Genomic DNA, 23,438 nt, shown 5'->3' on the forward strand with positions numbered 1-23,438 from the left:
GCGGACGCGTACCGACGGGGCGACGGTGCAACCGGCGGGACAGCACGACGAGTGCCGCGCTGTGGGTCGTGCATGCGGTGAGTGATGCGAATACTGGTGTGGGGAAGGGGAATCGGTGGTGAAGTGCGCCTAACGCCGCCGAGCGGCCCGCTTGCGTCGCTGTTCGTTTTCCGAGAGGAGCGTGGAGTAGTTGTTGCTCAGGTGCCGGCGCATCGCCGCGCGCGCCGCCTCCGCGTCGCGCGCCAGGAGCGCTTCGTAGATCTCCGTGTGCTGGGCGGTGGCGCGGTGCAACCCGGACGGCGCCTCGTTGGTCACGCGCCGGCTGGCCGTGCCGAGCCAGCGGGCGGAGTACATGATCCGGTCGAGGATCCGGTTGTCGGCCGCGCGGCAGATCTCCATGTGGAATTCGTGGTCGACCTCGAGGTAGGCCTCGGGATCGGCTTCGAGCGCGGCCATCCGGCCGATCTCGTCCTTGAGCCGGTTCAGCGTCTCGTCGGTGACGCTGGCCGCGGCCATCGCGGCGAGTTCGGGCTCGAGCAGCGCGCGCATCTGGTGCAGTTCCCGCAGCAGCTCGTCGACGGTCTCGGGGGGCAGCCACTCGATCAGCAACGGGCTCAGGTAATCCCACTCCGCGCGGGGGCGCACGACGACGCGGCGGCCCTGCGCGACGTCGACGATGTCGAGCGAGGCGAGGATCTTGAGCGTCTCCCGGGCGACCACACGGGACACACCGAACTCTTGGGAGATCTCGGTTTCCGACGGCGCCCGGCCCTCGTCGATTTCGCCGCGGACGATCCGCCGGGTCAGGTGAGCGGCCACCTGCACCGGGAGGGTCCGGACCTTGACAGCGTCCGGAGACTCTTGTCTCCTTGGCATGTCATCAGCTTATCGGACAAGTTGGACGTCGCATTAGTCCGTTCAGACGCACCACCCGGCGGCGGGAGAGCAATGCGGATCGTGAACGTCACGACGGCGGTGGTGGCCTACCACGGCGAGGCCACCCTGGTCCGGATCGACACCGACGAGGGGCTCAGCGGGTTCGGTGAAGCCAACCCCGACGCCGGCGCGGCCGCGGTGGTCGGGATGATCGGCTCCCTGGCCCCGCTGCTGATCGGCGAGGACCCGCGCAACGTCGAGCGGTGCTGGGAGAAACTGCGCCGCAGCAAGGTTTTCGCGGGCCCGCAGGGCGGCGTGTTCGTGATCGCGCTGTCCGGCATCGAGCTCGCGCTGTGGGACCTCGCCGGCAAGGCGGCCGGCCAGCCGGTGTACCGGTTGCTCGGCGGCAAGTTCCGCGACCGGATCCGCCTCTACGCCGACTGCGGCGACGGCGACGACCCGGCGGGCTCGGTCAGCGGCTGCGTCGACCGGGCCCAGCGGATGGTCGCCGAAGGCTTCACCGCCCTCAAGTTCGACATCGACGACCTGAGCCACCCGGCGAAGTTCGACGTCTTCAACCACACGATCAACGCGGCCGAGCTGCACTCGATGGTCTCCCGCGTGGCGGCGGTCCGGGAGGCGATCGGCCCGGACGTCGACCTGGCGATCGACCTGCACGCCCGCTACGACGTGCCGAGCGCGTGCCGGATTTCGTGGGAGCTCGAGCCGTTCGGCCTGATGTGGCTGGAGGAACCGCTGCCGGCGGAGAACGTCGACGCGCTGGTGCGGGTCCGCGCGCAGACCCGCACGCCGATCTGCGCCGGCGAAAACCTGTACCTGCGCTGGGGTTTCCGCGAGCTGCTCGAACGCGGCGCGGTGGACGTGATCGAGCCGGACGTCCCGAAGTGCGGCGGCCTGGCCGAGGCCAAGAAGATCGCCAACCTCGCGGAGCTGCACTACGTCCCGTTCGCACCGCACCTGGTGTCGACCCCGCTGGGCACGATGGCCACGTCCCACCAGTGCGCGGCGATCCCCAACTTCTACGTCCAGGAGTGGCACGCGTTGGAGGAGCGGGCGGTGTGGGACAGCTACGTCCACGCCCCGGACGGAAGCGGCTCGATCGTCAAGGACGGCTACATCACGCTCCCCGACTCGCCGGGCATCGGGGTGGAGCTGGACCTGGACGGCGTCCGGGCGCACGCTGTTGCGGGGTACGGCGTGTTCGAGTAGCGGTTTTCCTTGGCTGGCAGGGCATTCACTCCCCCGAGTAGTTCTCGGGCCTTCGGCTGGCGGCGCCGGGTACCGGTCGCGAAGATCATCTTCGTTCCCGTCCCGACCTCCGAGGTGCGCCGCCGTGACCGAAGCGACGTTCGACCCCATCGCCGAGCTCTACGACAAGTTCGCCGAGCTCAGCCACGCCCGCTACCGGCAGTGGCTGGAACGGGTGCTGCCCGCCCGCGGCGGGCGGGCGATCGACCTGGGCTGCGGCGCCGGCCGCTTCCTCGGGCTGCTCGCCGAACGCTACGACGACGTCCTGGCCGTCGACGCCGCTCCCCGCATGATCGAGCTGGCCCGCGAACGGCACCCGCAGGTCCGGTACCGGGTCGGCGACCTGTGGGAGATCACGCCCGAGGCGGAGGGGACGTTCGACCTCGTCGTCAGCGTCAACACCCTGCACCACCTCGGCCCGGACCCGGCCGCGTACCTGGCGCACGTCCGCAGGCTGCTGCGCCCGGGCGGCCGGATCGCCGTCGTCGACTGCGTCCGGCACACCCCCGGCTGGGCGTCGACCCCGCCGGCCTACGGGCTGTACCGGTTTTCCCGCACGATGTCCGGTGCGATCCGGGCCGGAGTCGCCGGCCGCTCGCTGGCCGACGCGCTGGCCAGCTACCGGCTCCGCCGCCACCCGCAGTGGCGCAGCCTCGCGGCCCAGGCCCCGACGCTCACCCGCGCGGAGTTCCACCACCACTACACGGCAGCGTTCCCCGGCGCCGCCGTCAGCGACGCCCTCGACCCGTCCGTGTGCGCGATCGCGGGCGAAGTGAGCGGGCTGCGGCAGGCGCGCAACGCCGAGCCGCGGCGGACCGCCTGAAAACAGCCGCGGCCTCCCCCGGTTTATTCCCGGTGCGCCCGCTCGTCCCAGCAGTTGGCCGGTCCGGCCCGGCGCGTCCCGTCCGGCGCACACTACGGGCAGGAGCCGAGCAGGAAGGGACTTCGGGATGGCATCAGGAACCGGACCGCGGATCGCCGTCGCGCTGGACGGGGCGGGGTGGCACCCCGCCGCCTGGCGGGAAGCCGGGGCACGGCCGCGTGAGCTGTTCACCGCCGGTTACTGGGCCGGCCTCGTGCAGGAGGCCGAGGCGGGCAAGCTGGACTTCGTCACCTTCGAAGACTCCCTCGCGCTGCAGAGCGTGAGCCCCATCGGGCGGCCCGGCGAGCGGACCGACATCGTCCAGGGCCGCCTCGACGCCGTGCTGGTCGCCGCGCGGGTCGCGCCGCTGACCTCGCGGATCGGGCTCGTGCCGACCGCGGTGGTCACCCACACCGAGCCGTTCCACCTGTCCAAGGCCATCGCCACGCTCGACTACGTCAGCAGCGGCCGGGCCGGGGTCCGCGTCCAGGTCGCCGGCCGCCCCGACGACAACCGGCACTTCGGCCGCCGGGAGTTCGGCGAGTTCCGGCTCGAGGACTCGGCCGAGCCGGACAAGCCCAGCCCGCTGGCCGACCTGTTCGACGAGGCCGCGGACTACGTCGAGGTGCTGCGCCGTCTCTGGGACAGCTGGGAGGACGACGCCGAGATCCGCGACGTCGCCACCGGCCGGTTCGTCGACCGCGAGAAGCTGCACTACATCGACTTCGAGGGCCGCTGGTTCTCGGTCAAGGGCCCGTCGATCACCCCGCGGCCGCCCCAGGGCCAGCCGCTGGTCAGCGCGCTCGCCCACGCCGCCATCCCGTACCGGCTCGCCGCCCGTTCGGCCGACGTCGTCTACGTCACGCCGTTCGACCGCGGGCAAGCCGGCGCGATCGTCGCCGCCGTGCGCGAGGAGCAGGAGAAAGCGGGCCGCGGTGGCGAGACCCTGCACGTCTTCGGCGACGTCGTGGTGTTCCTCGACGAGACCGAGCAGGCCGCCGCCGACCGCAAGGCCCGGCTCGACGACCGGTTCGGCGCCCCGTTCACCTCCGACGCCCACGTCTTCACCGGCACCCCGGCCGGCCTGGCCGACCTGCTGCTCGACTGGCAGCAGGCCGGGCTTTCCGGCTTCCGCCTGCGCCCGGGTGCCGTGCCGCACGACCTCACCGCCGTCACCCGCGGCCTGGTCCCGGAGCTGCGGTCACGGGGCGCCTTCCGCACCGAGTACGAAGCGAGCACCCTGCGGGGCCTGCTCGGCCTGTCCCGGCCCGCCAACCGCTACGCAGCTGTCTGAGGAGGCTCCGAGATGACCCGCAAGCAGATCCACCTCGCGGCGCACTTCCCCGGCGTCAACAACACGACCGTGTGGAGCGACCCGGAGGCCGGCAGCCACATCGAGTTCAGCTCCTTCGTCAAGCTCGCCCAGACCGCCGAACGTGCGAAGTTCGACTTCTTCTTCCTGGCCGAAGGGCTGCGGCTGCGCGAGCAGGGCGGGCAGATCTACGACCTCGACGTGGTCGGCCGCCCGGACACCTTCACCGTGCTGTCCGCGCTGGCCGCGGTCACCGAGCGGCTCGGGCTGGCCGGCACGATCAACTCGACGTTCAACGAGCCGTTCGAGGTGGCGCGGCAGTTCGCCTCGCTCGACCACCTCTCCGCCGGGCGCGCGGCCTGGAACGTCGTCACGTCGTGGGACGCCTTCACCGGCGAGAACTTCCGCCGCGGCGGGTTCCTCCCGAACGACCAGCGCTACGAGCGCGCGGAGACGTTCCTGCGCACGGCGTGGGAGCTGTTCGACTCCTGGCGCGGCGACGAAGTCGTCGCGGACGCCGACGCCGGCGTGTTCCTGCGCGACCCCGAGGCCGGCGCGTTCGCCCACCACGACGCCCACTTCGACATCGAAGGCCGGTTCCCGGTCCCCCGCAGCCCCCAGGGCCGTCCGGTGATCATCCAGGCGGGAGACTCCGACGAGGGCCGCGAGTTCGCCGCGGCCACCGCCGACGCGATCTTCAGCCGCTACGGCACGCTCGAAGCCGGCCAGGCGTTCTACTCCGACGTCAAGGGCCGCCTGGCGAAGTACGGCCGCAAGCCGGAGCAGCTGGTGATCCTCCCGGCGGCGACGTTCGTCCTCGGCGACACCGACGCCGACGCCCACGAACGCGCCCACGTGGTCCGCCGCCAGCAGGTCAGCGGCCAGACGGCGATCAAGTTCCTCGAGCAGGTCTGGAACACCGACCTGTCCGCCCACGACCCCGACGGCCCGCTGCCCTCGACGGACCCGGTGGTCGACGGCTCGACGATCGCCCCCGGCCGCGCCAGCGTCCGCATGTACCGCGACCCGATCGCCACCGCCCGCGAGTGGCGGCAGCTGGCGGAGGCGAAGAACCTGTCGACCCGCGACCTGATCATCGAGGTGACGGGCAGGCAGACGTTCATCGGCTCCCCGTCAACGGTAGCGGCGGCGATCGACGACCTGGTCCAGGCCGACGCGAGCGACGGCTTCATCCTGGTCCCGCACGTCACGCCGGGCGGGCTGGACGAGTTCGCCGACACGGTGGTGCCCCTGCTGCAGGAGCGCGGCTCGTTCCGGACGGAGTACACCGGCACGACGTTGCGGGAGCACCTCGGCCTGGAGGCCTGAAGCGCAGGCCGACCGCCGGCATGTCCACAACGGAACGAAGTCCCGGTGGCTCGCTCGGACGCGACGGCGGGGTTCTGGTTTCGGCCACATTTCCGAACGGCATCGAAACGCCGTGAAATTGCATCATCCGGGTGAACTCCACTCGGGACAATAACACGCCGCGCACAAGCCGCCGACTTCCGGACGACTCCGTTCGTCCGGAAGTCGGGAGGCATCATGCTGGAACGACGACGATCGACCGCCGCCGAACGCGGCTTGTGGGATGCGGTCAGCCGGGGTGATCGCGTCGATTTCGACGCCGCCGACCAGCCGCTGCGAGCCGAACTGGTCCGGCAGGTGCTGTTGCGGCAGGACGCCTACCCCGGCTGCCGGATGCTGGTGATCAGGAACGCCGAAATCACCGGAGATCTGGATCTCGAAGCGGCGGTGCTGAAGGTCGCGGTCGAATTCGCCCGGTGCCGCTTCCCGAATCCGGTCAACCTGCAACAGACCCGGGCGCTGATTCTCTGCTTCACCCGGTGCGAGCTGAACGGATTGCACGCGGACCAGGTGCGCACCGAGTTCGGTCTCACCGTCGAGGATTGCCGGTGCACCGGGGAAATCCGGTTGACCGGTGGTCACATCCGCGGCCAGGCCGATTTTTCCGGCAGTCACCTGCGCAACCCGGGTGCCGTCGTGCTGCTCGCGGACGGCCTGCGGGTGGACCAGGACGTGCGGTGCTCCGGCGGGTTCCGCGCCAAGGGCATCGTCCGCCTGGTCGGCGCCCACATCGGTGGCCAGCTCCAATGCGGTGACAGCGAGTTCTCCAACCCGGGCGGGGTGGCGATCGAGGCGTCCGACCTGCTGGTCGAGGAGAACGTCTACCTGGACGCCGGATTCCGCTCCACCGGCGCGGTCCAGCTGATCGGCGCGCACATCGAAGGCGAGCTCAACTGCGCCGGGGGCCGGTTCCGCAATCGGGGTGGGAGCGCGCTGGAGTTCAGCCAGCTGGCCGTCGACCAGGACGCCATCTTCACCGCAGGCTCCCACGTGGACGGTGGAGCGGATCTCACGGGCTGCCGGATCCGCGGTCAGCTCGACCTGTCCGGCGGCTCGTTCCACAACGTCGGCGGCACCGCACTGGACCTGGCCAGGGCCGAGCTCAAGCAGAACATGATCTGCCGCAGCGGCTTCGAGCTCAACGGCAAGCTCCTGCTCGCCGGAGCGGAGATCGACGGCAACCTCTGGTGGGAAGGAGGCCAGTTCGAGAACAAGGCCGACGTGGCGATCGACGCGACCGGCGCCACGGTCGGCCGGGACGTCGCCTTGTGCCGGGAGACGACCGGGGCGGCCTTCCGCGCGACGGGAAAGGTCGTGTTCAACGACGCCGCGATCGGCGGCAGCCTCCGCTGCACCGGCGGGCACTTCGGCAATCCCGGCGACGTGGTGCTGACGGCCAAGGCCCTGGGTATCACGCGGGACGCGCTGTTCTGCGGCGGCTTCGTGGCCGACGGCGAAGTCGACCTGACCGACGCGAAGATCGGCGGCAGGCTCAGCTGTACCGGCGGACGGTTCGAGCAACACGGCGCCGCGCTGAGCGGCGACCGGATCACCGTCGCGCAGTCCGCCGAGTTCGGCAAGGACTTCCACGCCGACGGGACCGTGTTCCTGCGCGACGCGAACATCACCGGCGATCTCGACTTCACCGGCGCGGCGTTCGCCTCGGCCTCGAACGGGCCTGCGCTGACGTTGGCGGGTGCGACGATCGGGCGGACGCTCGCCCTGCACATCGGGGAACGGCCCACCGGGGAGATCGACCTGTCCGGTGCGACGGCCGGGCACCTGGACGACTGCGAGGCCAACTGGCCCGCCAAAGTGCTCCTGCACGACTTCGACTACCGGAGCCTGCCTCATGACGGGACGGGAGTCCCCAGCGTCGACGACCGGTTGCGCTGGCTGCAGCTGAACAAGCGGTACGTCCCCCAGATCTACGCACAGCTCGCGGCCGTCTACCAGAAGGCGGGGTTCGACGACGAGGCAGCGAAAGTGGCAGTCGCGGGTGAGACCGCGAGGCGGAAGTCGCTGCCGGGTTTCGCCGGCCGGGCCTCGCGCCTGTCCGGGCTGCTGCTGCGGTGGACCGTGCGCTACGGGTACCGGCCGCTCCAGGTCCTGTGGTGGTGGCTGGTGCTGCAGGTCACCGGGTCCTTGATCTTCACCTTCGCCGGTGACCGGCTCGTCCCCACCCGCGACAAGGTGCCGGAGTTCAACTCGTTCCTCTACACCTTGGACCTGCTCCTGCCGGTGGTGAACTTGAAGCAGCGGGACTTCTGGGCCGCGAGCGGCTGGGCGGGCTGGGTCGCCGCGGCGTTTACCGTGGCCGGCTGGGGGCTGGCGCTGTGCCTCGCCGTCGGCGTGGGCCGGATCTTCAAAGCCCGATGATCCATTCGACGGCAGGAAGACGCGGCGATCAGGGGTTGAGCACGATGATCGCCGCGTTGAGGGCTGTGGCGAACAGGGTCCAGGCCAGGTACGGCAGCTGGAGCGCCGCCGCGGTCTTCGAACGCCTGCGGAACACCGCCACCGTGCCCGCGATGACGATGTCGAGGAGCACGATCTCGGCCAGGGCGAGCGTGTAGGCGCCGGCGGCGAAGAACAGCGGTGTCCACGCCGCGTTGAGGACCAGGCCCGCCGCGTACCAGGCGAAGCCGGCCCGGGTGCCCGGGGCGCGCCAGAACAGCCAGCCGGACACCGCGATCAGGATGTACAACACCGTCCACACCGGACCGAACAGCCACGACGGCGGTGCCCACGGCGGCTGGGCCAGCGCGGCGTAGACGTCCCTCGAGCGGGTGGCCGCCAGGCTGCCCACGACGGCGACCGCGGCCACCGCGGCGAAGAAGCCGGCCAAGGCCAGCGGGGCCGGGGCCGAACGGTGCACCGTCGTCATGCCGTTCCTTCCGCCATCGAGTCCTCGAACACCGGGGCCGTCGCCGTGCCCAGCAGGTGGCCGAGCGCGTCCGCCAGGCGCCGGTGCCGGAAGTCGTGGCCCAGGTCGGTCAGCAGGCGGGGCACCACGCGCTGGTCGGCGAACGCGAGCTCGCGGGCGCCGTCCTCCCCCAGCAGCAGCCGCGGGCCGAACGACGGCACCTTGAGCAGCGCCGGCCTCTTGAGCACCGCGGCCAGCGTGCGCGTGTATTCGGCGTTGCGCACCGGTTCCGGGCCCACCGCGTTGACCGGTCCACTGAGGACGGTGTCGGTCACGGCCCGCAGGTAGATCTCGGCCAGGTCGTCGAGGCCGATCCACGGCATCCACTGCCGTCCGGCGCCGAGCGGGCCGCCGAGCCCGGCGGCGAACAGCGGGTACTGCAGCCGCAGCAGGCCGCCGCGCGGGCTCAGCACCAGGCCCGTGCGCACCCGGACCACCCGCAGCCCCGCCGCCGACGCCGGTTCGGTGGCCGCCTCCCAGTCGGCGACGACGTCGGCCAGGAACCCCTGTCCCCGCTCGCTTTCCTCGTCGAGGACCTCATCACCCCGGTCCGGTCCGTAGTAGCCGACCGCGGACGCCGAGACGAACACCCCCGGTCCGCCGGGCGTGCGCGCGGCCAGCTCCGCGAGCGCCCGCGTCGGTCCGATCCGGCTGTCCCGCACCGCCCGCCGGTGCCGCTCGTCGAAGCGGCCGGCCACCGAGGCGCCGGCCAGGTGCACGACCGCGTCGACGCCGGTGAGCAGGTCGGCGGCGGGGTCGTCCGGCTGCCACGTCCGTTCGTCCGCCGTCTCCGCCGGGCGCCGCACCAGCCGGACGACCCGGTGTCCCCCGGTGGTCAGCATCGCCGTCAGCGCCGTGCCGACCAGCCCGCGCGCCCCGGTCACCGCGACCGTCAGCGGCTCGTGCCGGTACCGCTGGTGCGCGGCCAGGTCCGCCGCCAGCTGCCGGTGGCGGTAGGCGAACATCGACCGCAGGAGCGCCTCCGGCACCGGGGTGTCGACGTGGTCGGTGACCAGGGTCCGGTCCGGACCGGCCGCCTCGAACCGGTGCGTGTGCCGCCACCGCAGCACGGGATTGGCGAGCCGGTCGACGAACTGGTGGGGTGGCTCGTAGCCGCCGGCGTCGTGCGCGGCCACCCACGGCACGCAGCCGGCCAGGACGAGTTTCGCCGTGCCGTCGCGCAGCGAACCCGCCTCGGCGCCGACGCGCACCGGCTGCCACGGCGGGGTGAGCCGCGCGATCGCCCCGGGCCGGGCGTGCCAGGCGAAGACATCGTCGACGGCCGAGCGGACTACCGACCGAAAGATCCTGGCCACGATCACCCTTTCGCTGCGCTGACGATGCAACGATGCCGACATTACGAGTCCGGTGTCGTTTCTGCGCGACGAAGAGGCGTCATACCGATGCAAAGTCGATCCAAATCGCGCTGTCTCGTTGCAGCGCCGATCTCCCGGTGTCACGGTCGCAGGGAGGGACGGCCGGGAGGAGCGGGTGCCGATGAGTTCACTCACCACGCCGACCAAGGGCACCAGCCCGGTCGGGAAGGCGCTGGGCGAGGCCGCGAACAACGCCGACCAGCGCTACCGGCTGGCCAAGGGCCTGCGGCACCAGATGAACAAGGTGTTCCCGACCCACTGGTCGTTCCTGCTGGGCGAGATCGCGCTCTACAGCTTCATCATCCTGCTGCTGACCGGGGTCTACCTGACGCTGTTCTTCGACCCCTCGATGCAGGAGGTCGTCTACCACGGCAGCTTCAAGAACATGCAGGGCCTGGAGATGTCCCAGGCGTTCCGCACGACGCTGGACATCTCCTTCGACGTGCGCGGCGGCCTGTTCATGCGCCAGCTGCACCACTGGGCCGCGCTGATCTTCGTCGCGTCCATGGCCGTGCACATGCTGCGCATCTTCTTCACCGGCGCGTTCCGGCGCCCGCGTGAGGCGAACTGGGTGATCGGCGGGCTGCTGCTGATCCTGGGCTGCTTCGAAGGCTTCTTCGGCTACTCGCTGCCGGACGACCTGCTCTCCGGGACCGGTATCCGGGCGACGCTGTCGGGCATCGTGCTGTCGGTGCCGGTGGCCGGGACCTGGATCCACTGGGCGCTGTTCGGCGGGGAGTTCCCGGGCGATCAGATCATCCCGCGGCTGTACACGCTGCACATCCTGCTCATCCCGGGCATCATGCTCGCGCTGGTCGGGGCGCACCTGGCGCTGGTCTGGTACCAGAAGCACACCCAGTTCCCGGGCGTGCGCCGCAAGGAGACCAACGTGGTCGGGGTGCGGATCATGCCGTACTTCGCGCTCAAGGGCGGGGCGTTCTTCACCCTGGTCGTCGGGGTGCTGGCGCTGATGTCGGGGCTGTTCCAGATCAACCCGGTGTGGAACTTCGGGCCGTACAACCCGTCCCAGGTCTCCGCCGGGTCCCAGCCGGACTGGTACATGGGGTGGGCGGACGGCTTGCTGCGCGTGTGGCCACCGTGGGAGCTGTACCTCGGCGACCACACCGTGCCGCCGGTGTTCTTCGCCGGCGCGATCGGCATCGCCGTGCTGGTGACGGCGCTGCTGAGCTACCCGTTCATCGAGCGGAGGCTCACCGGCGACACCGCGCACCACAACCTGCTGCAGCGGCCGCGCGACGTCCCGGTCCGCACGGCCATCGGGGCGATGGCGCTGACGTTCTTCCTCGTGCTCACCCTTTCCAGCTTCAACGACATCATCGCCGTGCAGTTCGACCTGTCCCTCAACGCGATGACGTGGGCGGGCCGGATCGGGCTGCTCGTCGGGCCGCCGCTGGCCTACTTCGTCAGCTACCGGCTCTGCGTCGGCCTGCAGCGGAGTGACCGCGAGGTGCTGGAGCACGGCATCGAGACCGGCATCATCAAGCGGCTGCCGCACGGGGAGTTCATCGAGATCCACCAGCCGCTCGCGCCGATCCCGCTCGAATACCAGGGCGCGCCGGTGCCGAAGAAGATGAACAAGCTGGGCTCGGCCGGGCACGCACTCCCCGGTTCGCTGCTGACGCCGGACCCGCCCGCGGAGACCCGGGCCCTGGACCGGGAACGCCGGTGACCGCGGCCCCGGTGGCGGCCGTCGCCCGGGCCCGGCTCGCCGGGACCTGCGCGGCCGCCACCGCCGTCGTGTCCGCGGCCGCCACGGCGACCAGCTTCACCTGGCTGCCCTTCGACTGGCCGGCGCTCGGCGCGGTGGTCGCCGTCGTCGTGCACGCCACGCTGGCCCTGACCATCGCCGACCTCCGGGACGAGCGGCTGCGGCGCACCGCGATCACCGTGGCCGCGCTGCTCGCCGGGCTGCTGGTCGCCGGAAGCGCCTGGGCGGCTGCCGTGCACCTGCCCGGGCACCCGGCCGCGGTGGCACTGGCCGTGCTGCAGAACGGCGTCGGGCCACTGGCCGTGCTGTCCGTCCGCACCGGCGCGCTCAGCCGCTGAAGGCCGCCAAGGCGTCCGCGAAGGACGGCGGCAGCGGCTCCCCGACCGTCGGCAGGCCACGCCAGCCCGGGCCGGCCGGGCGCACCGGGATGCCCTCGGCGTGCAGGGCGCGCAGGGTCCGCACGTCCGCGGACGGCGACGTCATCGACCACACCACCACGGCGCTCGGGGAGTACCGGCCGGACACCACCCGCAGCACGTCCATCGACACCAGCCCGCTCAGGAACATCGACGGTGCGCCGTCGTCGCCCAGCGCCGCGCTGAGCATCTTCACCGGCAGCTCGTGGCGCTCGGCCGGCCCGCACACGAACAGCACGGGCCCCCGCCCGGCCCGCAGCGGCGTCGGGGCCCGCAGCCGGTCCAGCGCCGCCGAGGCCGCCGCGGCCAGCGCCCACTCCGCCGCCATCGCGGTGCGGTCGCCCGCCTGCGCCCAGCGTTCCCCGATGACCCGCAGGACCGGCGCGACGACTTCGGTCCACGCCTGCGCCACCCCCAGGCTCGCGAGCGCGTCGTCGACCAGATCGCCCATGGTGGGCACGTCGAACTGTTCGGCGGCTTCGGCGATCCGCCGACGGCGCAGCTCGACGGTGGTGCCCGCCGCCGTCCGGGAGAGCACCAGCCGGGCGGCTTCCCGCGCCCGGGTGCCCTGCGCCTGCAGCGCCCGCATCCGCCGCAGCCGGTCGACGTCTTCGGGCGTGTACCGGCGGCGGCCGTTCTCCTCGCGGACCGAGGCGCCGATGCCGTAGCGCTGTTCCCACGTCCGCAGCGTCACCTGGGAGACGCCGAGTGTCCTGGCGACCTCGTTCGAGCTGAGGGCGCGGCCCTCGGGTGTGCTGCTCACGCGGTCTCCCGTGCGCCGGTTGAACGGGTTTTGCGACACGGTACCGCGCCGGCCGCCCGCTTTCAGCGCGGAAACCGCGCGGTCGCGTATCGGATGGATCGGCGTTGCATCGCTACCAGGCGGTCCCGGGCCGGTAGGTGCCGGCGCTCCACTCCTTGCCTTCCGGGTCGAGCACCCGCGCGCGGCGCGAGCCCCACGCGGTGTCTTCGGGCGCGATCACCGGGCGCGCGCCCGCGGCCACCGCGCGCCCGAACCACCCGTCGACGAGCTCGCTCCGGTCGAACCCCAGGTACAGCCCGTCGCCCGTGCTCAGCCCGAGCAGCCGCGGCCGGTCGTAGTCCGCGTCCGCGGTGGCGACCATCAGCACGATCGACCCGAGCCGGACCTCGGCGTGGACGACGGCACCGTCGTCGCCGTCCTGGCGCGTCACGACCTCGAAGCCCACCGCGGTGAGCCAGCCGAGTGCGGCGGAGGCGTCCCGGTAGCTGAGGTAGGCGTGCAAGCCCGCGGCCTCCATGACGGCTCCTCTCCGAGGACGCAGCTGTGATATTTCGATGCAATTACGATGCAAATCGGACGAGTTTTTGCACCTTCACCGAGCCGTCAGCTGACACCCGCGACGGACCGGCTAGCAGCGACTATACCGCCAGATCGGCATTTCGAACCCTCAGGAGCGAGCGCATGCGAACCGAAGCCGCACGCGCTCAACGGGCAGCGCGACACCTGGACCGGCTAGCTTTGCATCGATCCTGCAACCCTATCGGGGAGACCGATCCATCGCCGTGAGCAACCGCCGAGCCGCCAACCCGGGCCCACCCGCCGCCGACAGCCGGGCCGCGGCCTCGCGTACGCGTGGCCCCGATGCCAGCACCGCGGCGACGGCTTCCGTGACCGTCTCCGGCGTCAGCCGGTGCGGATCGAGCGCTCGGCCCGCCGGAATGCGCTCCAGATCATGAGCGACCGCGAACTGGTCGCTGGAAAACGGCAACGCGACCGCGGGCACCCCGGCCGCCAGGCATTCGGTGAACGAGTTGTTGCCGCCGTGGTGCACGACCGCCGACGCCTCGGGCAGGAGCGCCCGCTGGGGCACGTGGTCGGCGACCTCGATCCGGTCGCGGCCCGCGAAGGCCGTCCGCAGCGATCCGGCCCGGTCCCCGGCCGCCACCAGCACCGAGACGCCCTCGAGCGCGGCCACCCCGTGGACCACGGTGGCGAGCACGTCGTCACGGGCGGACAGGAACGTCCCGAACGAGACCAGGACGAGCCGGCGGCCGCCGTCGGTCAGCCTTCCGACGCGGTCACGCCAGTCCGCGGGCAGCCCGGCCGTCCCGACGTCGCTGCAGTGCCCGGCGAAGATCCGTGCCGGGGCGGACGGCAACGACGGCAGCCACGGCAGCTCCGGGTAGTTGAACAGCACCGCTTCGGGCGAGGTCAGGCCGAACGCGCTGCGCGGCGCCGGCCTGCCGGGCGCGTGCTCGGCGACGAACCGCGTGAACAGCTCGGTGAAGAGGCGGTCGTTGGCTTCGGCCTCGGCCCGCAGTTCCGCCAGCTCGGCCGACGGCGGCCGGATCGCGTCCGGCCAGTAGGGCGGCAGCCCGAAGAACCGGTCCGGGCCGTCGAGGACGTAGCCGGGGTGCCCGGGGCAGAACGCCGCCCACCGGCGGCCGAGCGTGTACAGCGCGAGCGTGACCGCGTAGGCCAGCTGGTCGACGAGGTACCAGTCCGGGCGCAGCCGGTCGTCCAGCCGCCGCACCGCGCGGTACACGCCCTCGGGATCGGGCAGCATGTCCGCCCGTCGGTGCCGCGCCTGGGCCAGCAGCGCCGGCACCGCACCCGCGCGGGTGGCCTCGAGGAACTCGGTCAGCCGCTGCGCGCCGGCCTCCTGCTGGCGGGTGCGCTCGGCGATCCCGGTGTTGGCGTTGTCGCCGAATGCCAGCGGCTCGAACCGCAGCCCAGCCTGCTCGGCCAGCTCCGCGAACGCGGGAGCACAGGCGAACGTCACGTCCGCGCCGCCGTCCGCGAGCGCGGCCGCCACCGTCGCGAGCGGCCTCGCGTGCGAAGCGAACGGCGGGCTCACCACCACGATCCGCGGTTCCGGCATCCGGCTCTCCTCGTCGTCGCCGTCCTGGCGGCCCTACCGCAAGGAGTTCTGCTGTGATCATCCACGACTCCGCCACCACCGTTCCGGCCGACGCCGTGACGGCGTTGCGGGACCTGCGGCCCGGCGCCGATCCCGCTCGCGTCGAGGAGCTCCGGCGCGCCTTTCACCCCGCTTTCGCCGTCCCGGCCCTGGTCGAATACGCCGGCGCGGAAGCGATGCCGGAGGACGCGGACTCCGCCGTGGCCGCGGTACGGGCCCTCTCCCGGGCGCCGGCTCCCCCGGCGCCCGCCGACGTCCTGGCGGCGGTCCCCGACGACATCGAGGGCCCGCTCGGCGACATGGGCACGTCGGTGGCACTGGATCTCTTCGCCGCTTCGGCCGCCGCGCACGGCCGGGCCGCCGCGGGCGGGGCGATCCGCGCGGCCTTCGGCACGGCCTCGCCACGCCGTCGCGTGCTGCTGCTGGACCTGGCCGAGCGGCACACCGACGGGGGCATCCCGGCCGCCGCGGTGGTCGAGGGTGCCGACCGTGACCGCGCGTTGCGGCACGCCGGCTGGCGGTACCTCACCCGGCACAGCGGGGCCATCACGCGCGAACGCGACAACGACCCGTACGAGCGGGTGCTGGCGGCGCTGTGCCGGGCCCGGCCGGCCGACGCGGCACTGTGGACGGTCCCGCCCGCCGAGCGCGGCGGGCTGGTCGTCGCCCAGTCGATGCTGCTGGGCTCGTTCGACCGGCCCGGCGCCGGGGCGAGCGGCGGGCTGACCGTGTTCCTGCGGCACCTCGGCACGGCCCTGCCGCGCCAGGACGGCATCGCCCGCGTCGTCACCCTGACCCTGGCCGGGCACGAGGAGCTCGCCGAGCGCACGTCCCTGGCCGAGGTCGACGGCGCCGGGCACGTCGTGCTGCGGATCCCGGTCGACGCGCCCACCGCGCCTGCCCAGCCGCAGCTGGCCCGCCACCGCGCGGCGATCACGTTCCTGGCCCGGCGGCTGCTGCGGCTGACCGGCTGCCGCCCCGACGTCGTGCACGTCCGCTACGCCGACGACGGGTCGCTCGCGATCGCCGACGCCGCCGCCGCGCTCGGTGCCCCGACGGTCTTCACGCTGACCGCCGACCCCCACCGCTCGCTCGCCGAGCGGCACCGGCCCGGCAGTGCCGAGCCGCCGTCGAGCGCGCGTGCGGACCTGCACCGCATGTACGCGGCCGACCGGCTGGTGGCCACCGCCGGCACGGTGATCGGCCTGCCGGGACGGCCGGAAGGTGAGCTGCCCGGCTACTTCCCCGCGCTGCGCGGCCGTCCGGCGCCGGAATCCCCGCCCGAAGGGATCACGGTGCTCCCGCGGGTCTCCGTCGGCGAGGCCCGGCAGCGGCAGCTCATCGACTCGCTGTCCGCGCCCGACCCCGAACTGCCCCGGCTCGGCCCGGACGCGCGGGGGCTGCCGATCGTGCTGTCGGTGGGCCGGCTCCACCCGGTCAAGCAGCAGGACCTGCTGGTCGAGGCCTGGCTGACGCGCGGCCTGCACCGCCGGACCGCCCTGGTGCTCGTCGGCGGGGACCTCAGCCGCCCCACCGAGGACGAAACCCGGATGCTGGACCGCATCCTGGCCCGGCACCGGGCCCACCCGGCGGCCGCGGGGCGGCTGGCCGTGCTCCCGGCCCTCGGCAACGACGACGTCCGGCTGCTCGAGCACGGACTCAGCCGGCTCCTGCCCGCGCCGTCACCCCACCTCTACGTCTGCCCCAGCCACAAGGAGGAGTTCGGCATCGCGGTCCTCGAAGCCATGGAAGCCGGCCTGCTCGTGCTCGGCCCGCGCCGCGGCGGGCTGCGGTACTACGTCGACCACGGGCGCAACGGCCTGCTGGCCGACACGTCCGGTATCGCGCCGTTCGGCGACGCCCTGACGGCCTTCGTCCGCGCCGCGACGGACGACCCGGCACGAGCCAGGGCCGCCGCGGCCGCCGGCCGGGACACCGTCCGCGAACGGTTCGGGATCACGCAGGTCGCCGCCCGGTTCGCCGACGTCTACCGGCGGACGTGCCTGGAGGCCCACACTCCCTGATCCGGTGCAGCCGCCGGCGCCGGCGCCGGTCGCCGCAGGGAAGCGGCCTGCAGGCCCACACCGGCGTCGACCGCTGAGGTCGTTCGCGGCGGTGGCCGGTTAGCCACCACCGCCAAACCTGTTGCCCGGCGGCCCGGTGGTCCCCGGCTCCGTCACCCGGCGAAGGGCACCGCGGCGGCGAACGTCCACGGGCCGCCGACGTACCGCCAGACGGCCAGGCCGGTCGCGGTCGCCGTGGGCGGCCCGGGATCGCGCTGGACCTCGTGAAGCGTCTCCGCCGCGGTCTCCGGGCGCACCTTGTTCTGCACCGTCACGTGCGGCTTCAGCGGCTGGGCGTCCTGCGGGGTGAGCCACGATGCCCACCGCGCCCGCAACGCGGCGTGCAGCCGCAGCAGGGCCGGCGACCCCACGTCGAGCGCCACACCCCGGCCGAGCGACCGGACACCGGCCACCGTCAGCTCGAACGGCGTCATCCCGCCTGCCACTTCCGTGCTGTCCGCGAGGATCGCGGGCAGGTGCTCGCCGGGCAGGGCGTGGAACAGCGTGAGGTGGGCGTCGACTTTCAGCCGCTCCGGCGGGAACCAGCGGCGGCGCAGGGTGTTCCACGCGGCCTGGGCGCGCTCGTCGACCGCCAGGGTGATCACGATCGGCTCCGCCACCGGCCCATCATCGCACTCACTTCGCGAGCAGCGTCAGCAGCCGGGCCACCTCGTCGCGGACCGCCGCCCGGCCCGGGGCCAGGTAGCGGCGGGGGTCGGTGAGCGTCTCCTGCTCCCCGAGCGTCGAGCGGACCGCCTCGGTGAGCACCTGGTTCAGCCGCGTGCCGATGTTGACCTTGACGATGCCGCTCGCCACCGCGCCGCGCAGGCCCTCGTCCGGCACGCCGGAGGACCCGTGCAGCACCAGGGGTACCGGCACGCGGTGCGCGAGCGCCGCGATCAGGGATTCGTCGAGCACGGCGCTGCGGTCGGCCATGGCGTGCGACGAGCCCACGGCCACCGCGAGCGAGTCCACGCCGGTCGCGGCGACGAACTCACGGGCCTGGCCCGGGTCCGTGCGCACGCCGGGGGCGTGGGCGCCGTCCTTGCCGCCGATCTCGCCGAGTTCCGCCTCGACGCGGCAGCCCGCGGCGTGGCAGCGGTCGGCGACCGCCTTCGTCCGGGCCACGTTCTCTTCGTAGGGCAGCGCGGCGGCGTCGAACATGACCGACGTGATGCCCAGATCGAGCCCCTCCCGGATCAGGTCCTCGTCCTCGATGTGGTCGAGGTGGACCAGCACCGGCACGGTCGCGGCCTCGGCCAGCCGCAGGCAGGCGAGCGCGAACGGCGCGAGCGAGCCGTGGTAGCGGACGGCGTTCTGCGAGATCTGCAGGATCACCGGGAGCCCGCTGTGCTCCGCGCCGGCCACGACGGCTTCGGCGTGTTCGATCAGGATCGCGTTGAACGCCCCGATCGCGCGCCGCTGCGCGCGCAGGTCGTCCAACAGGGCGGGCCAGTTCATCGCATCCTCTCCACCTGCACGGCACGGACCCAGCGGGCCCTGGCCGCGACGTCGATCTCACCGGCGACCGGGCGCAGCACCGCGGCGGCCGACGTGGCCACCACGTCCGCGAGCGCGGCCCGCCAGTCCACTTCGGACACCGCGCCGGCCGCGGCGAGCCGCAGGGCCAGCGCGGCGGCTCCGGCGTCGCCGGCCCCGGCCGGGTTGCCGGTGACCACTTCGGCGGGCCGGGCCCGCCAGGCGTCCCTGGCGGTGACGGCGATCGCGCCGTCCGAACCGCAGGTGGCCACCACCGCCGGGGCGCCCGCGGCCACGAGGTCCCGGCACGCCTCGACGCCTGCCCCGGCCAGTTCCTTCAGTTCGTCTTCGTTCGGCATCAGCACCGCGCCGCTGCCGGCGGCCTCGCGCAGCGCCGCGCCGGAGACGTCGGCGATCACCGGAACGCCGTACCGCCCGCACAGCCCGACGAGCTTCGCGGGGACGTCGGCACCCAGTCCCCCGGGCACGCTGCCGGAGATCACCACGGCTCCCGCGCCGGCCGACAGCTCGGCCTCCAGTGCGGCGGCGACATCCGCCTCCGCTGTGACCGCCGCCGGGGAACCGTTCTCCTGCAACATGGTCGTGCCGTCGGCGCGGGTCACCACCGCCACGGTCCGCCGCACCGCGGGCAGCGCGGGGACGAGCCGGTGGGTGAGGCCCAGCCGGTCCAGGCCGTCGCGGAACTCGTCCGGCGCCCGGGTGGTGGTCAGCGCCAGCACCACGCTCTCGCCGCCCAGTTCGCGGACCACGGCCGCCACGTTGACGCCCTTGCCGCCGGCCCGCGACCGGACGTCCGGCACCCGCACGGTCTCCCCCGGGCGCAGCACGTCCACCCGGTAGGTGACGTCGACGGCGGGGTTGAGCGTGACCGTGACGATCGGACCGGTCACGGCTCGCCGGTCTTTTCCGCTCGGTAGACCATCAGGGTCGAGCCGGCCAGTGCCAGCACGATGCCCGCGAGCTGGAACCCGGTCGGGGTGGCGCCGAACAGCAGCAGCGACAGGACGATGGTCAGCACCGGGGCGAGCGCGTTGGTCACCGGCGCCACGATCGACGCCTTGCCCCGGCTCATCGCCATCACGAGGAACAGCGCGCCGACCGCGTTGAGCAGCTGGGTGCCCGCGGTGAGCGCGGGCGCCTGCCACGGGAACCCCAGCGGCAGCCCGCCCATCATCAGCACGGCGACCGGGATCAGCAGCAGCCCGCTGATGGTCATCCAGCCGAACGTCGAAGCGTCGTCCACGCCGGCGAGCGCGGCCTTGCGCATGAAGAACGCCTGCACGCCCCACGCCACGCAGATCAGCACGGCCAGCACCAGGTAGAGCCACCCGCTGTCCCCGCCGTCCCCGGTGGAGACGGAGAACAGGACGACGGCCACGAGCGCGAGCAGCACGCCGGCCCACGACCACCCGCCGAGCCGCTCCCGCAGCGCGACGAAGGCCAGCAGCACGGTGATGGCGGGCGAGAGCGCGACGATCGGGAAGATGATGTACGCCGGGCCGATCGTGAGGGCCTTGAACAGCACCAGCTGCCCGCCCGCGCCGGTGAGCCCGATCAGCAGGCCGTACCCGGCGGCGGTCCGGCCGCGGTCGAACTTCTTGCCGCGCAGCGAAACCCACGCGGGCACGAGCATGGTGAGGGCCCAGACGACGTACACCATCGGGTCGGGATAGGCGTAGAGCTTGGTGGGCAGGCTGGAGATGGCTCCCCAGACGCCCCAGAACACCACCAGCAGGCCGGCGTAGGTGATCCAGCTGCGGGTGGACGACGTGAGTACCCCTGATCCGGTCATCTCGGCTCCTCAGTGCGGCAGGGACGCGGCCGGGTGGACTTGCCCGGCCCGCAACGGGTGTCCGTGCAGGCGTGCCGCGTACAGCGCGGCACCGATGTGCGGTTCCAGCAGCGGCTCGCGCAGGTCGTACTCGAGGGCGAGCGCGTCGCGGAAGGACGAGAGCACGTGGGCCGACCCGAACATGCCGCCGGAGTACGACACCGGAACCCGTTGCGCGGCTTCGAACCCGAGCGCGGTCCGGCCGACGTCCACCAGCAGCGCGAGCTCGCGCCCGGCCTCCCGGAGCACCCCGGTGGCGACCGCGTCGCCGGCTTCGGCGGCCCGGACCACGACCTTGCTGAGGTCGGCGATCCGGGCCCGGTCGCCGTGCCACCGGTTCACCACGACGTCGATCGCGTCGAAGTCGACGGTGAGCCCCAGCGTCCGGCGCATCTCCCCGACGAGCGGGCCGGCGGGGAGGCGGCCGTCCACCATCCGGCTGAACGCGTTGAGGCCCTGGACCGCGACCCAGTAGCCGGAGCCTTCGTCGCCGAACAGCTCGCTCCAGCCACCGCCGCGCCACTGCCTGCCGTCGTGCTCGCCGTAGGCGATCGAGCCGGTGCCGGCGACGACGTTGATGCCGTCGACCGCGCCGAGCGACCCGGCCCAGCCGCAGATCATGTCGTTGCCGCAGCGGTAGTTCCCGGTCCCGAGTATCCGGGCGGGCACCGCGTCGAGCACCGGGACGTCGGCGCTGATCTCCCCGTAGGCGGGCAGGCCGAAGAAGGCGTAGGTGATGTCCGGGACCTCGACCCCGGCGGCCCGGCAGACTTCGCCGATCCCTTCGCGCAGCAGGGGTTCCACGATCTGCAGGCCCTCGCTCAGGTAGTACACGCTCGCGGTCCTGGCCTCCGCGACCACCCGGCCGCCGGGGTCCACCAGGCAGAAGGCCGTCTTCGTACCGCCGCCGTCGACTCCGAGGAACACGTCAGCTCACCTCCGAAGGAACGAATTCGTGGATGACCACGCCCTGCACGACGCGGTTCACCTCGCCGCCGGGGAACGGGTTGTCCGGGGTGACGCCCAGCGCGAGCGAACAAGCGAGCGCGGTGGTCTGCGCCGCGAGGACGGCGAGCAGCGCGTAACCGGCCACGGGCAGGCCGGGCGGCGCGGGCACGGGCCAGCTCCGCGCGCCGTCGCCGCCCACCACGACCACCCGCTCTTCGCCGAGTGACTGCACCAGTTCCCGCGCGATGTCCTCGTCGTATCGCCGTGTGTGCGGATCGGGGGAACGGAAGACCACGGCGATCGTGCGCTCGTCCAGCACGGACTTCGGCCCGTGCCGGAAGCCCAGCGCGGACTCGGCGAGGCCGACGACCTCGCCGCGGGTCAGTTCGAGGCACTTGAGCGCGGCTTCCCTGGCCAGCCCGCGCAGCGGCCCGGAGCCGAGGAACACCAGCCGGGACGGCTTGGCGCCGGCGATCGCCGACGCGTGCTCGAAAGCGCCGTCGAGCACCGCCGATCCGGCCTCCGCGAGCGCTTCGACGTCGATGTCCATCCCGAAGGCGAGCAGGGCCGCCAGCGTCATCCCGGTGAACGAGGAGGTCATCGCGAACCCGCGGTCGTTGACCTCGTCGGGCAGCGCCACCACGACGGCGTTCTCCGCGCCGGACCACCGCCGCGCCAGCTGCCCGCCGGGGTCGCACGTGATCACCAGGTGCCGCAGCCCGGGCGCCAGCCGCTGCAGCAGGTCCGCCGCCGCGCTCGACTCGGGGCTGTTGCCGCTGCGGGCGAAGGACACCAGGAGGATCGGCCGGTCGTCGACGACCACGGCGGTCGGGTCGGCGACGATCTCCGTGGTCGCGATCGCCTCGACCGGCCGGCCGAGGTGGCGCGCGAGATCGCGGGCGACGACCTCGCCGATGAACGCCGACGTGCCCGCGCCGGTGAGCACGATTCGCCGCGGCTCGTCGCCGATCAGCTCGGCGATCTCCGGCCGGGCCCGGCGCACGGCGTCCGCCACCCGGGTCCAGGTGGCGGGCTGCTGCCCGATCTCCCGTGCGGTCCGGCTGTGGCCGGGCCACGGCCCGCTGTTGTGCATGGGTGCTGCCTCCGATTTCCGGGTCGTCCGTCGGGAGATTCATCCGCGCCCGGCGCCGGGGGCAAGGTCCGGTGTCCAAATGCGCATTCCGATTGAGCGTTTCGCCGGCTGTCGTAGGCTCGGCGCATGTCCACGCGGAAGCGGCGCACCACCCGGGCCGAGCGGCTCTCGGAGCTGTTGCGGGTGCTCGCGGACACCGGTGCGCTGCACGTGGGCGAGCTCAGCGCCCGGTTCGGCGTCTCGGCCGCCACGCTGCGGCGCGATCTGGCCAAACTGGAGGAACAGCGGCTGCTGACCCGCACCCACGGCGGCGCGCGGCCCCGGGGTCGCACGAACGAGGTGCCACCGCCGTACCGGGTGGGCCGGTCGCGGGACGCCAAGCGCGCCATCGTGCAGGCGGCGATCCGCACGTTGCCGACCGGCCCGCACGTGATCGCGCTGACCGGTGGGTCCACCACCAGTGAGCTGGCCAGGGAGCTGCCGGGCCGGGCGGACCTGACGGTGGTCACCAACGCGCTGAACATCGCGATGGACCTGGCCATGCACCCCCGCCTGAAGCTGGTCGTGGTCGGCGGCGTCGCCCGGCCCCAGTCCTACGAGCTGGTCGGGCCGTGGGCCGAGCACGTGCTGGCCTCGATCACCGTCGGCACCGCGTTCGTCGGGGTGGACGGCATCGACGCGGCGGCGGGCATCACCACCCACGACGAGAACGAGGCCAGGACCAACCGCGCGATGCTCGGCCGCGCCCGGCGCGTGGTGGTCCTGGCCGACGGCAGCAAGCTCGGCCGCACCACCCTCGCCCGCATGGGTGACATCCAGGACGTGCACGAGGTGATCACCGACTCCTCGGCGGCACCGGACGCGGTCGCGGCGATCCGCAAGGCGGGCGTCCGGGTCACGGTGGTCGAGGCCGGCTCCGCGAAGGACCGCTGAAACGCTCATCGTGATTGCGCGTTTCGTTGACCG

At 72.9% G+C, this 23,438-nt stretch carries 22 protein-coding genes; 9 read left to right on the forward strand and 13 right to left on the reverse strand.

The window, feature by feature from the left end; translation table 11 throughout:
• Positions 1-129: 129 nt before the first annotated feature.
• Positions 130-876, reverse strand: a complete 747-nt coding sequence (locus HUT10_RS06510; RefSeq protein WP_254896718.1) for a FadR/GntR family transcriptional regulator — start codon at positions 874-876, stop codon at positions 130-132.
• 72 nt (positions 877-948) lie between these two features.
• Between HUT10_RS06510 and HUT10_RS06515 the strand changes: the two genes are divergently transcribed.
• The 4 genes from HUT10_RS06515 to HUT10_RS06530 all read left to right on the forward strand — a co-directional run bounded on the left by HUT10_RS06515 (position 949) and on the right by HUT10_RS06530 (position 5,648).
• Positions 949-2,106, forward strand: coding sequence for a mandelate racemase/muconate lactonizing enzyme family protein (locus HUT10_RS06515; RefSeq protein ID WP_176170332.1), 1,158 nt, complete (start codon positions 949-951; stop codon positions 2,104-2,106).
• A gap of 124 nt (positions 2,107-2,230) precedes the next feature.
• Complete coding sequence (locus tag HUT10_RS06520) at positions 2,231-2,968, forward strand: class I SAM-dependent methyltransferase (RefSeq protein ID WP_176170333.1); 738 nt, start codon at positions 2,231-2,233, stop codon at positions 2,966-2,968.
• Between the two features lie 127 nt (positions 2,969-3,095).
• Positions 3,096-4,301: an LLM class flavin-dependent oxidoreductase gene (locus HUT10_RS06525; RefSeq protein ID WP_176170334.1), complete on the forward strand. Its 1,206-nt coding sequence runs from the start codon at positions 3,096-3,098 to the stop codon at positions 4,299-4,301.
• 12 nt (positions 4,302-4,313) lie between these two features.
• Positions 4,314-5,648: an NtaA/DmoA family FMN-dependent monooxygenase gene (locus HUT10_RS06530; protein WP_176170335.1), complete on the forward strand. Its 1,335-nt coding sequence runs from the start codon at positions 4,314-4,316 to the stop codon at positions 5,646-5,648.
• Positions 5,649-5,771: 123 nt separating this feature from the next.
• Here HUT10_RS06530 and HUT10_RS06535 read toward each other — a convergent pair whose 3' ends face one another.
• On the reverse strand, positions 5,772-6,302 hold the full coding sequence (locus HUT10_RS06535) for a hypothetical protein (protein WP_176170336.1): 531 nt from the start codon (positions 6,300-6,302) through the stop codon (positions 5,772-5,774).
• 21 nt (positions 6,303-6,323) lie between these two features.
• Between HUT10_RS06535 and HUT10_RS06540 the strand changes: the two genes are divergently transcribed.
• Positions 6,324-8,066, forward strand: coding sequence for a hypothetical protein (locus tag HUT10_RS06540; RefSeq protein ID WP_176170337.1), 1,743 nt, complete (start codon positions 6,324-6,326; stop codon positions 8,064-8,066).
• Positions 8,067-8,094: 28 nt separating this feature from the next.
• Here the strand turns inward: HUT10_RS06540 and HUT10_RS06545 are convergent, their stop codons facing one another.
• Entirely contained in the window at positions 8,095-8,574 is a 480-nt protein-coding gene (locus HUT10_RS06545; protein WP_176170338.1) for a TspO/MBR family protein, read from the reverse strand.
• Positions 8,571-9,929 (reverse strand): TIGR01777 family oxidoreductase, encoded by a 1,359-nt coding sequence (locus HUT10_RS06550; protein ID WP_176170339.1) that lies wholly within the window; start codon positions 9,927-9,929, stop codon positions 8,571-8,573. Before HUT10_RS06550 ends, HUT10_RS06545 begins: the two co-directional genes overlap by 4 nt.
• A 181-nt stretch (positions 9,930-10,110) precedes the next feature.
• On the opposite strand from HUT10_RS06550, the gene HUT10_RS06555 reads away from it, so the two are divergent.
• Together HUT10_RS06555 and HUT10_RS06560 are read left to right on the forward strand one after the other, a co-directional pair.
• A complete protein-coding gene (locus HUT10_RS06555; protein ID WP_176170340.1) occupies positions 10,111-11,679 on the forward strand; it encodes a cytochrome bc complex cytochrome b subunit in 1,569 nt (522 codons plus the stop codon).
• On the forward strand, positions 11,676-12,056 hold the full coding sequence (locus HUT10_RS06560) for a hypothetical protein (protein WP_176170341.1): 381 nt from the start codon (positions 11,676-11,678) through the stop codon (positions 12,054-12,056). Before HUT10_RS06555 ends, HUT10_RS06560 begins: the two co-directional genes overlap by 4 nt.
• Here HUT10_RS06560 and HUT10_RS06565 read toward each other — a convergent pair.
• From HUT10_RS06565 to HUT10_RS06575, 3 genes are all read right to left on the reverse strand, one after another.
• The gene (locus tag HUT10_RS06565) at positions 12,046-12,897 is read right to left on the reverse strand and encodes a MerR family transcriptional regulator (RefSeq protein WP_176170342.1); all 852 of its coding nucleotides are present in this window, start codon (positions 12,895-12,897) and stop codon (positions 12,046-12,048) included. The two genes, HUT10_RS06560 and HUT10_RS06565, sit on opposite strands and share 11 nt — an antisense overlap.
• Before the next feature lie 112 nt (positions 12,898-13,009).
• Positions 13,010-13,414 (reverse strand): VOC family protein, encoded by a 405-nt coding sequence (locus HUT10_RS06570; RefSeq protein ID WP_176170343.1) that lies wholly within the window; start codon positions 13,412-13,414, stop codon positions 13,010-13,012.
• Between the two features lie 240 nt (positions 13,415-13,654).
• A complete protein-coding gene (locus HUT10_RS06575) occupies positions 13,655-14,998 on the reverse strand; it encodes a glycosyltransferase (protein WP_176170344.1) in 1,344 nt (447 codons plus the stop codon).
• A gap of 53 nt (positions 14,999-15,051) precedes the next feature.
• Here HUT10_RS06575 and HUT10_RS06580 point away from each other — a divergent pair, with 53 nt between their 5' ends.
• Positions 15,052-17,061: a glycosyltransferase family 4 protein gene (locus tag HUT10_RS06580; RefSeq protein WP_176170345.1), complete on the forward strand. Its 2,010-nt coding sequence runs from the start codon at positions 15,052-15,054 to the stop codon at positions 17,059-17,061.
• 152 nt (positions 17,062-17,213) lie between these two features.
• Here HUT10_RS06580 and HUT10_RS06585 read toward each other — a convergent pair whose 3' ends face one another.
• From HUT10_RS06585 to HUT10_RS06610, 6 genes are read right to left on the reverse strand one after another with little or no spacing between them, the layout of a single operon-like run.
• A complete protein-coding gene (locus HUT10_RS06585) occupies positions 17,214-17,720 on the reverse strand; it encodes a 2'-5' RNA ligase family protein (RefSeq protein WP_176170346.1) in 507 nt (168 codons plus the stop codon).
• Positions 17,721-17,736: 16 nt separating this feature from the next.
• A complete protein-coding gene (locus HUT10_RS06590) occupies positions 17,737-18,561 on the reverse strand; it encodes a class II fructose-bisphosphate aldolase (RefSeq protein ID WP_176170347.1) in 825 nt (274 codons plus the stop codon).
• Positions 18,558-19,490 (reverse strand): 1-phosphofructokinase family hexose kinase, encoded by a 933-nt coding sequence (locus HUT10_RS06595; RefSeq protein ID WP_176170348.1) that lies wholly within the window; start codon positions 19,488-19,490, stop codon positions 18,558-18,560. Before HUT10_RS06595 ends, HUT10_RS06590 begins: the two co-directional genes overlap by 4 nt.
• Complete coding sequence (locus tag HUT10_RS06600) at positions 19,487-20,392, reverse strand: DMT family transporter (protein WP_176170349.1); 906 nt, start codon at positions 20,390-20,392, stop codon at positions 19,487-19,489. The genes HUT10_RS06595 and HUT10_RS06600 overlap by 4 nt, the downstream gene beginning before the upstream one ends.
• A 9-nt stretch (positions 20,393-20,401) precedes the next feature.
• Positions 20,402-21,358 (reverse strand): N-acetylglucosamine kinase, encoded by a 957-nt coding sequence (locus HUT10_RS06605; protein ID WP_176170350.1) that lies wholly within the window; start codon positions 21,356-21,358, stop codon positions 20,402-20,404.
• 1 nt (position 21,359) lies between these two features.
• Positions 21,360-22,472, reverse strand: a complete 1,113-nt coding sequence (locus HUT10_RS06610) for an SIS domain-containing protein (protein WP_176170351.1) — start codon at positions 22,470-22,472, stop codon at positions 21,360-21,362.
• A gap of 126 nt (positions 22,473-22,598) precedes the next feature.
• On the opposite strand from HUT10_RS06610, the gene HUT10_RS06615 reads away from it, so the two are divergent.
• Positions 22,599-23,405, forward strand: coding sequence for a DeoR/GlpR family DNA-binding transcription regulator (locus HUT10_RS06615; protein WP_176170352.1), 807 nt, complete (start codon positions 22,599-22,601; stop codon positions 23,403-23,405).
• Positions 23,406-23,438 lie beyond the last annotated feature (33 nt).

The sequence above is a fragment of the Amycolatopsis sp. Hca4 genome (assembly GCF_013364075.1).
Taxonomy (GTDB): Bacteria; Actinomycetota; Actinomycetes; order Mycobacteriales; family Pseudonocardiaceae; genus Amycolatopsis.